Source organism: Methanohalophilus sp. RSK, assembly GCF_003722075.1.
Lineage (GTDB): Archaea > Halobacteriota > Methanosarcinia > Methanosarcinales > Methanosarcinaceae > Methanohalophilus.
On the sequence record NZ_RDSK01000004.1, the window covers coordinates 1 to 9,917 of the forward strand.

Annotated in this window: 9 protein-coding genes; 4 read left to right on the plus strand and 5 right to left on the minus strand. The window is 43.6% G+C overall.

Annotation, left to right across the window (positions count from 1 at the left end):
- Positions 1-72: 72 nt before the first annotated feature.
- From EFE42_RS02305 to trxA, 5 genes are read right to left on the minus strand one after another with little or no spacing between them, the layout of a single operon-like run.
- Complete coding sequence (locus EFE42_RS02305) at positions 73-504, minus strand: molybdopterin dinucleotide binding domain-containing protein (RefSeq protein WP_370448647.1); 432 nt, start codon at positions 502-504, stop codon at positions 73-75.
- A complete protein-coding gene (locus tag EFE42_RS02310; protein ID WP_123135738.1) occupies positions 501-1,742 on the minus strand; it encodes a formylmethanofuran dehydrogenase subunit B in 1,242 nt (413 codons plus the stop codon). The genes EFE42_RS02305 and EFE42_RS02310 overlap by 4 nt, the downstream gene beginning before the upstream one ends.
- Before the next feature lie 16 nt (positions 1,743-1,758).
- Positions 1,759-2,220: a (Fe-S)-binding protein gene (locus EFE42_RS02315; RefSeq protein WP_123135739.1), complete on the minus strand. Its 462-nt coding sequence runs from the start codon at positions 2,218-2,220 to the stop codon at positions 1,759-1,761.
- Between the two features lie 35 nt (positions 2,221-2,255).
- Positions 2,256-2,576 (minus strand): ferredoxin-thioredoxin reductase catalytic domain-containing protein, encoded by a 321-nt coding sequence (locus EFE42_RS02320; protein ID WP_123135740.1) that lies wholly within the window; start codon positions 2,574-2,576, stop codon positions 2,256-2,258.
- A gap of 16 nt (positions 2,577-2,592) precedes the next feature.
- Positions 2,593-3,018 (minus strand): thioredoxin, encoded by a 426-nt coding sequence (gene trxA, locus EFE42_RS02325; RefSeq protein ID WP_123135741.1) that lies wholly within the window; start codon positions 3,016-3,018, stop codon positions 2,593-2,595.
- Between the two features lie 146 nt (positions 3,019-3,164).
- On the opposite strand from trxA, the gene hdrA2 reads away from it, so the two are divergent.
- The 4 genes from hdrA2 to EFE42_RS02345 are packed head-to-tail and all read left to right on the plus strand — an operon-like array spanning position 3,165 to position 9,888.
- Entirely contained in the window at positions 3,165-5,519 is a 2,355-nt protein-coding gene (gene hdrA2, locus EFE42_RS02330; RefSeq protein WP_123135742.1) for a CoB-CoM heterodisulfide reductase HdrA2, read from the plus strand.
- Positions 5,516-6,829: a 4Fe-4S binding protein gene (locus EFE42_RS02335; RefSeq protein ID WP_123135743.1), complete on the plus strand. Its 1,314-nt coding sequence runs from the start codon at positions 5,516-5,518 to the stop codon at positions 6,827-6,829. The genes hdrA2 and EFE42_RS02335 overlap by 4 nt, the downstream gene beginning before the upstream one ends.
- A gap of 51 nt (positions 6,830-6,880) precedes the next feature.
- A complete protein-coding gene (gene gatE, locus EFE42_RS02340; RefSeq protein WP_123135744.1) occupies positions 6,881-8,782 on the plus strand; it encodes a Glu-tRNA(Gln) amidotransferase subunit GatE in 1,902 nt (633 codons plus the stop codon).
- An 8-nt stretch (positions 8,783-8,790) separates the two neighbouring features.
- Positions 8,791-9,888, plus strand: coding sequence for a DPP IV N-terminal domain-containing protein (locus EFE42_RS02345; RefSeq protein WP_123135745.1), 1,098 nt, complete (start codon positions 8,791-8,793; stop codon positions 9,886-9,888).
- The last annotated feature ends 29 nt before the right edge of the window (positions 9,889-9,917 follow it).

The following is a 9,917-nucleotide window of genomic DNA, read 5'->3' on the forward strand; positions in this document are numbered from 1 at the left end:
AGATAACTGTTTTAGTGAGAAACATATACTGTCATATTCACACGCAAAATATAAATATTTTACTGTGAATTATTAGACGCATTCCTCCCCTACCTCACGGAAGGGGACTCCTGCTTTATTAGTTGAACTTTCCTTTGATTTTTTCATTTTTGCTTCTATATACTTGAACGCAGGTACTCCTGTACCGCTTGTTTCAGCAGATACAAGTGCATTTACCCAGGGTCCATTTATCATATAAGCGGTACCCGGATGAGGTTCTTCATAGGTAGATTGGAGGGCTTTTACAACCACTTTCCCTGCATTGTTCTCAAGTGCTACAAGACTTCCTTCCTTCAGTCCAGCCTTTTTCATGTCCTGTTTATCAAGCCGTATTATTGCTGTGAGGTTTGCGTAATCATCTGAGAAACGGCTATCACTATTTGCTGCACTCTGGAAGATATCACGATGAGTGATAATGAGGATTTCCATTTCAGGAGATGAAAGGAACTTATCAAAACCCATCATATGGCCTCCATTATTTTTTCAACGATATCTGCATCGGTCATCTTGTCTGACTTTCGCATTTGTTTGAGGGTGACTTTAACCCCGTCCATCCGGATTGCTTCCCCTTTGCACTCCACACCCGTAACAGCTGCCGGGAGTGTCACATTTGCAGTTTGGGAAGTAAAGGTTTTACAGGGGTCAATTACAATGGTTGGAATTTCTTTGAGATTTGCAGCTATACTTCCGGGCAGGCTTGAAAGGGGGTCTGAACCGATGATAAGAGCAGCATCGACCTTTTCCCCTTTCAAAACTTCCACAACTGAATATTGGGGGCCATGACCTATGTCATCCCCTTCAAAACTTACCCTGTTAATATAGCCTGTTTGGTCAAACAGAGTATGGTTGAAGCCACGCATGTTATACTGCCCGACCATAGGCATCAAATGGAAGTCTGTCTTCTTGTTCAGTACTTCCAGAAGTTTTTCCATGGGTGATATATCAGGTATGGAATAGACCAGCCCCAATCCTGCAAATATAACACCGAATTCTGCCTTTTTCAGTACATTTGCAAGTTCAAGGATTTCTTTTGGTTTCATACCAAAGGTTACCTTCGGTACTTTTCCTGATAGGGCATCCGTCAGGGCGTGGGCAAATTCTGCATCTGCTTTTGGAGGAATCTGGTGAAAATCATCTTCACATATTATTGCTGTATCTGATTTGCGTACATCAATTGCTATTGCCGTCCTGTCTTCTTCCCACCCCCTCTGGCGCATTTTTCCCCTGGGGAAATAAGAATATTTAGAAAGATGCCTGGGATGGGAATTTGAAGGATCACATCCCCAGTATACAATTACATCAGCCTTGTCCCTTACCTCATCCAGTGTACAACTTTTGATTTTATCATTGAGAATTGCTTCAACAAAAGGACCCTGGCAGAACGACGAGGTATCATCAATGCAGGCATTGGTTTTTTTTGCCAGTTCAATAGCTTTTTCCTGGGCGGTAAGACTTGAATTTCCCATACCGAAGATGAGGGGATTTTTGGCATTTTTCAGAATTTCAGCTGCCTTTTCAATTGCATCCTGGGTTGTGGTATCTTTTGCATCCACAGTACACTCTAAAGGATGCTGGCAATTTTTTATCCAGGCAGCCCCTTTGCGACAGGCACTATCTATAATGGTCTTGTTTTCTACTTCCCTCAGTTCGATATCGTCACACAAAAGAGCGCATCCTGTACAAACATGGTATTTTCTTTCCAAAGGCTTCCTCCTAAAATCAGACAAATTCAATTGCTTTTGTGGGGCAGGTAACTATGCAACCGCTGCAAAGTCTTTTATTCTCTCCGAATCTGCGGCAATCTTCCACGTTGGATAGACGTACAATACCGTCTTCAACTTTCAGGATCACCCTTTCGTTAGTAGGTGCATTTCCACTACCTGCACCTTTAGGATCTTCTGCGACATTTACGGGACAGGCGACAACACAATTGCCACAACCTATGCATCTGTCCTCATGTACAATCATACCGGTTTCTGATGCTTGCTCTGCAGGTGAAACCAGGCCTTTAAGTTTTGTATAATTTTCACTGTATTTTTTCTCTTCCAGCATCGGAGTACATTCGTCAAGGTTTTTCTCCCGGGAAAGCAAGGCTGCAGCAAAGGCCATACATGAGGATTTGCCACATTTCTTGCAGTTAGTCTTCGGGAGAAGCTGGTATATTTCCATTGCATTGGCCATTGTTTCACCACTCTGGCGGGCAAAAGGAAATCTTATTAGTCTTCTGAATCATTTTGTTGCTCTTCTTTTGTCTCATTGTCTTCGTTTTGGAAGAACAGGTCACAATGACATGAACCATCTGTGGCAATTTCATCTTCATGGTAGATGCAGGGACAGATTATTTTCCTGTCTTCCTTCTCATCCCCTGAAGGTATTCTGCAGGGACAGTAACCTTTGGCATACTTTATTTTGTTGTTCACCAGCCCCTCAATTACCAGATCCAGCATTTCAGGATCGGGGTTTAGTTTGTACCCTTTCTTTTGAGCATATTTAGTAACCCATTTTTTTGTTTTTGCTTTGTCTTCTTGATTGACCATAGTTTTTTCACCTTAATCATTCAGATTTGATTTTGAATACATCTTCGATTGACACTTTAAGTTTATCTTTTGTGGTATTGCCTACCAGTTTTTCTTTTACTTCCCCCTTGTCAAAAAGCAAAAGTGTAGGAATCCCTACTACATGGTATTGTTTGGCAATATCCTTTGATTTATCGAGATCAATTATTACAAATTTGACCTGGTTCTCATATTCGGCAGCTACCTCTTCGAACATAGGGGCCATTTTCTTACAGGGTGCACACCATTTTGCGAAACAATCGACAACTACAGGAGTTTCTGCTTTTACAACTGCCTGTTCAAAAGCCAGGGAATTGACTTTATAAAGATTTGTATTTATGGTCTCTGTAACAGGCTCTGACGTTGACATTGTGGGTGCGCCTTTGCCGAAAAGTCCTTTGATAAAATTTCCCAGTCCCATCATTGATCACCTTCCAATGAGTTAGTTATATCTTTCTTCTATATTATTTCTTTTGTGCACAGTGTTCACACAATCCACACTACCGTTTTTTATATCCAAAGGTATATCATGTCTAAGATGAAATCAGAGAGCCACGAAGGGGCACTTTTATGAGAATAGGAGTATACATTTGTCACTGCGGGCTCAATATTGCGGGTGTAGTCGATATTGAAGTTCTTCTAAAACAGGTAGAATCCCTGGATGATGTTGTGATCGCATCCGATATCCAGTTCATGTGTTCGGACTCCGGGCAGGATAAAATTGCAGAGGATATTGAAGAACATAATGTTGAACGTGTGCTTGTTGCAGCCTGTACTCCTAAACTTCATGAAACTACTTTCCGCAACGTGCTGGAAAAATCAGGGATCAATCCATTCCTTCTTGAGATTGTTAACATCAGGGAACAGTGTTCCTGGGTGCATATGGATAATCCAAGGATGGCCACCCAGAAAGCTTTTGATCTTATCAAGATGGGGGTGGCAAAACTGAAGTTTCTGAAACCCCTCAAAATCCAGAGTACACCTGTTAGTAAGGAGGTGCTTGTAATAGGTGGGGGCGTGGCAGGTATTGAAGCAGCCCTGGATCTTGCAGATACGGGCTATAAAGTTCATATGATTGAAAAAGAGCCCACGATTGGTGGAAAGATGGCTCTTTTAAATGAAGTATTTCCTACAAATGACTGTTCCATCTGTGTCCTTGCCCCAAAGATGACTGAAGTTGTTAACCACCCTGACATCGAACTTCACACCCTTTCCGAAATTACTGCAATTGAAGGTTCGGTCGGTAACTTTGAGATTACCGGTACCACTCAGCCCCGATATGTATCCGAAGAAAAATGCAAGGGTTGTGTGGATGAATGTTCAAGGGTATGTCCTGTGGAAATTCCTTCCCGGTTTGATAGTGGACTTGGTAAAACCCGGGCAATCAATATTCCCATTCCACAGGCTGTTCCACAGGTTGCATATATTGATAGTGATTATTGTGTTGGCTGTGGCCTCTGTGCGCAGGCATGTCCTGCAGATGCAGTGGAATTTGAGCAGCAGACCATCCGATTCCAGCTGAACGTGGGAGCAATAATTATCGCCGCAGGATATCGCTTGTTTGATGCATCCAGGAAAGAGGAGTATGGGTATGGCATATATCCCGATGTTATTACAAATATGGAACTTGAGCGGCTACTGAATGCTTCCGGACCTACCAGAGGCAGGGTAACCTGTCCTTCAACAGGTGAGATTGCAGAGGAAGTGGCATTTATACAATGTGTAGGTTCGCGGGACGAATCTGTGGGAAATCCCTACTGTTCCCGGGTTTGTTGCATGTCAGCAATGAAAAATGCCCAGTTGCTAAAAGAGCGCTATCCAGATATTCGAATAACTATTCATTATATTGACATACGTGCCTCTGGAGAGATGTACGAAGAATATTACACCAAAACCCAGGCAAAGGGAGTGGATTTTGTACGGGGGCGAGTAGCTGAGATTGTGCAGGAGCATGATGATTCCCTTTCCCTGCGGTATGAGAATACCCTGGAATCCAGAATAGAAGAAAAAAAGTACGATCTTGTCATATTATCCACCGGTATGGAAGCTGACCCTTCCGCAAAACCAATTGGGAATATGCTGAAAATGGCAAACCGACCTGACAGGTTCTTTGCTGTGTCCCATCCCAAGATGAAACCTGTGGATTCACATATAAATGGTGTTTTCCTTGCAGGCTGTGCCTCTGGCCCCAAAGAAATCCAGGTTTCCATTGCACAGGGTAGTGCGGCTGCATCCCGGGTTATGAGACTGCTTCAACCCGGTGAACTTCGCACCGATCCCTTAAGTGCTCATGTGGATTCTGATACCTGTATCGGATGCGGTGTCTGTGCGGATGTTTGCGATTACGGTACAATCAAAATTAAAAATGGCAAGGCATTTGTTGATGAAGTTTCCTGTCATGGTTGTGGTACCTGCAGTGCAGCCTGTCCTGTGGATGCTATCTCAATGCATCACCATACCGACGAACAGGTAAGGGCACAGATCAAGGCAGCGCTGGAAGTAAAAGATGAGTTTCCCCTGATTGTTGCATTCCTGTGCAACTGGTGCAGTTATGCTTCAGCAGACCTTGCCGGAACATCCCGTATCCAGTATCCCACCAATGTAAGAATTATAAAGGTAATGTGTGCGGGCCGTGTAGATCCTGATTTTGTGATGGAGGCCTTCGAAATGGGGGCAGATGGCGTACTTGTTGCCGGTTGCCGTCTCGGCGAATGTCATTATGTGCATGGTAACTATCATGCACAAACCCGTATGGAAAACCTGGGAGAGGTTCTTAAGGAAGCAGGCTTTGATTCCGGCAGGTTGCGTGTTGAATGGATCTCAGCTGCAGAAGGGGAAAAATTTGCCAATACGATTGAAGATTTCGTTGATTACCTGACAGCCATCGGTCCGATAGGTTCGGAACTTGAGGAGGCTGACAGATGAGTGAGGAGCTGGAAGAAGAATGTGCTGTAGAACAATCTCTTTCCGTGGAAAAGGAAATGGATGTGGAAGGTAGTCACATACTGTATCGGCAAAAAACCGATAAAGGTACAAGAACTCTTGATTACGATTACAAAAGGTGTATTGGTTGTGGCCTTTGTGTCAGGATATGTCCCACCGAGGCCCTTGAAGCCGGCCCTATACATGAGATCGCAACTGGAATGGATGCCCCTCCTGTAATGCTGGATCTTGATAAATGCACATTCTGCTCCATGTGTGCCAACTTCTGTCCGGTAAATGCATTTCGGATGTCTGCAGAAGGTGATTTCCCGGAAGATGACCTGTTCCCTGTTTTGGAAGGAAAGGCAACGATAAATGAAAAATGTCTTCCATGTCTGCTTTGTGAAGCAACCTGTCCCGAGGATGCAATTGATCTCGAAATTGAAATGCAGACCAAGGAGGAACTTGCCCCGTTTAAGGAGGGCGAAGAGGGCGAGATCACCATTGATGAGAATAAGTGTACACTTTGTGGGCTTTGTGCACGTTTTTGTGATGCTTTCATGCTGCTTGAAAAGCAACCTGATCCGTTGGATCCCATGCCTTTTGAGCAACTACTTGTAGATGAGGACCAGTGTGATTACTGTGTATTGTGTGCAGACCTCTGTCCTGAAGATGCTATCGAGGTGAAAGGGACAAGACGCGGGGAAGCACCCGTAATAAGGGGCAGTGCCCGGATCGATCAGGAGAAATGCACTGTATGTGGTTGGTGCGATATTGTTTGTCCCTATGATGCAGTGGATATTACCAAACCCTTCGAGGGGGAACTGAAACTTATCGATGCAAACATAAACAAATGCGATCCTACAGGTTGCCATGCCTGTTTTAATGTCTGCCCCTCCCATCTCTGGTATATTCCTGAAAGCGGGCAGAAAATAGCTGCCAGGAATGAGCTTTGTACCTATTGTGGTGCCTGTGAAAACGCCTGTCCTGATAATGTAATGGAAGTGAGAAGGGATAAGGTACGCCATTCCCCGATACCCGATACCCCCTGGTCAAAACAATGGGAAGATGCTATTGATGCGCTGGTAAGCGGCAAACGTAAAAGGCCAAATACCTCCAGAGTACTGGAAATGCCTGAAGAAAAGGCAAAGGAGCACATTGATATCGAATTCCCTGAAATTGATGAAAGTTTACAGGAAAAAGTAAAAGAGAAAATGGAAGGGTTGCGCCCTGCCCTTAAAGATGTGAAATTAAGGCGCAAATGGGAAAAAAGGAAAGAAGGTACAGAGCAATTCTCAGATATCGAAAAATAACTATTTTATACCTTTACATGTTCTTGTTTAGCAGATCTTGGTGATATCCATATGAACGATGATGATTATTACAGGGAACTTGGCCTAAAGTGCGGACTGGAAATCCACCAGCAGCTTGATTCAAAAGAAAAACTGTTTTGCAGGTGCCCGACTACATTGCGTGAAACTGAAGAGTCCAATGTGGAATTTTACAGGTATTTAAGGGCCACTGAAAGTGAAATGGGTGAAAAAGACCGTGCTGCTGTGGAACAGACAAAGGTCAATCGTAAGTATGTTTACAAAGGCTATGATACTACCTGTCTTGTGGAATATGATGAGGAACCACCCCGCAAACTGAATTCCGAGGCTCTGGACATTGCCCTGGTGGTTGCAAAACTGATGAACATGCGACCTGTGGAGCAACTTCATGTAATGCGCAAAATAGTTGTTGATGGTTCCAACACAACCGGTTTTCAGCGTACTGCTTTTCTTGCAAATGACGGAACGATACCCACAAGTCTGAATGAGGTGGGTGTTGATGTACTGTGTATCGAGGAAGAAGCGGCCCAGAAGATTGAGGATAAAAGGAATAGCATTGTTTATTCCCTTGACAGGCTGGGCATCCCTCTTGTGGAAATTGGGACTGCTCCCGATATAATAACTCCTGCCCATGCCAGGGAAACAGCCCAGGTAATAGGTATGTTGTTGCGTTCTACCGGGAAGGTCAAAAGGGGATTGGGGACCATCCGCCAGGATGTGAATATCTCGATTGCTGAAGGTGCAAGGGTAGAGGTTAAGGGCGTACAGGCCCTGGATATGATCGAAACCATTGTAGGACTTGAAGTTGAAAGACAGGTTAACCTGTTACGTATCCGTGAAATGTTGCAACAGAGGGATGCGGGCGTACATAATGAAATATTTGATGTAACTGATGTTTTCAAGGATACCGAATCTAAGGTTATCAAACGTGCACTTAAAAAAGGAAAAGTCCTTGCAATCAGGTTAATCGGCTTTGATGGTATCATAGGAGAAGAAGTGCAGCCGGGAAGAAGGCTTGGCACGGAGTTTTCAGACCGGGCAAAACCTTCCGGTGTGGGTGGAATTTTCCATACCGATGAGCTCCCGAAGTACGGCATAACTGCAGATGAAGTGGAATCCCTGAGAAAAGCTGTGGGAGCTGTTGATGGGGATGCAGTTGTACTGGTTGCCGATTCTTACAAAAAGGCACACGGTGCGATGGAAAGTGTACTTATAAGAGCACAGGAAGCCCTGGAATTTGTACCCGAGGAAACCAGACGGGCTCTGCCTGATGGAAATACTGCCTATATGAGACCACTGCCGGGTGCTTCACGTATGTATCCCGAGACGGATGTCCCTGTAATTGATATATCTCCTTCTTACTTTGAATCCGTTGAAACCCCTGAACTTCTTATTGATAAAAGCAAACGGTTCACAGAAGAATACAACTTAAATGATGAACTTGCTGAAAAAATAGTTTACTCAAAGTACCTGCCCCTTTTTGAGAACATGATGGATCGATTTGCTTTAAATGACTCAATAGGTGCTACCCTGGTTGCCCGTACTTTTACAGGCAGGTTACCTGAACTTCGCAGGGACGGGGTTGATGTCGAAAAACTACAGGACGATCACTTTATTGCCTTGTTTGATGCCATAGGAGAAGGCAAAGCTGCCAAGGAAGGCATTGATGAATTACTACGCCTGCTTGCTAAAAAACCGGCTTTAAGTATAGATGAAGCCCTGGAGCAGCTTGGGTTTTCAGGTATAGACATTTCTGAAATAGAATCTTTTGCAGCCAATCTTGTCAGGGAAAGGGCTGATTTTGTCAATGAGAAGGGATTGGGAGCTGTTGGCCCCCTCATGGGGATTGTCATGGGCCAGTTCCGTGGAAAAGTTGATGGAAAGGTTGTAAGTGACATCCTGAAGCAAAAGATTGAAGAACATATAAATAGTTAATAAGAGTGATGAAAATGTTAAAAACAGGACCAATGGCGTTTTTTTGCCTGGTTCTTATCATTTATTCCGCAACACCGGTATTGGCCGAAATAGAGGTTGCGGATATATATCCTCTCACTGATGACTTTAGCAGTGATTCTCATTATCCTGCATGGAGTCCGGATGGAAAGCAGATTACTTACATGAATGATCAGGCAATCGGGATTATGGATGCGGATGGTAATAATTCCCATATTATTTATGACGGAATGAAATGGGACGGAGACCCCTGTTTTTCTACAGATGGGAAGGAAATTTATTTTGCATCAGAATCCCGAAAACCGTATTCTTCTACCTACATCAATCTTTTTAAGATGAACGCTGACGGGTCCAATATTACACAATTAACTGATGATACAGACCGCCGCTCGCCTTCCAACAGCCCGGAGGGTTCAATGCTGGCATATTTATCCAATATTGCAGGAAATTATGACATCTGGATAATGGATGTAGCAAACAAATCACATCGGCAGTTGACTTTTACTTCAGAAGATGAAGGTAAGCCCTCCTGGTCTCCTGATGGGGACGAAATAATTTACTCTTTAAAAGGTAATTTATGGTTGACAGATGTAGAACTTGATACATCCTGGCAACTTACTCATGGTACTTCCAATGATGTTGATCCGTTTTTCCTGCCATCAGGTGAAAAGATAGTGTTTATTTCTGATCGTGGAGGGGCAACCAATCTCTGGTTGATTGATATTGAAAACGATGAGATACAATTGCTTACCGATGACATAACCGTTGAGGGTTCTCCTGCAGTAGACCCTTATGGCGAAAAAATAGTCTTTGAAGCCAAAGCAAATGAAACTTTTGATCTCTGGATGCTGGAAATGGAAAATCCTGAAAGCACAGATGTGGTTTCCGGTATTAATGTAGAAGACACTAATGTGGACGTAATGGAGAATGAGGATATTTCAATAACCCCCGAAAACAATCAGAATATGGATGAAGGCTCCAGTGGATTGTTAGGTAAAATAAATAATAATATTGCTTTGTTTGCCGGAGGGCTTGTACTTGGCATAATTTTATTTTTGGTAGCCAGATTAATTTTCAAAAAAATGTAATTGTGTGCTTATATCTAATTGCACTTTGA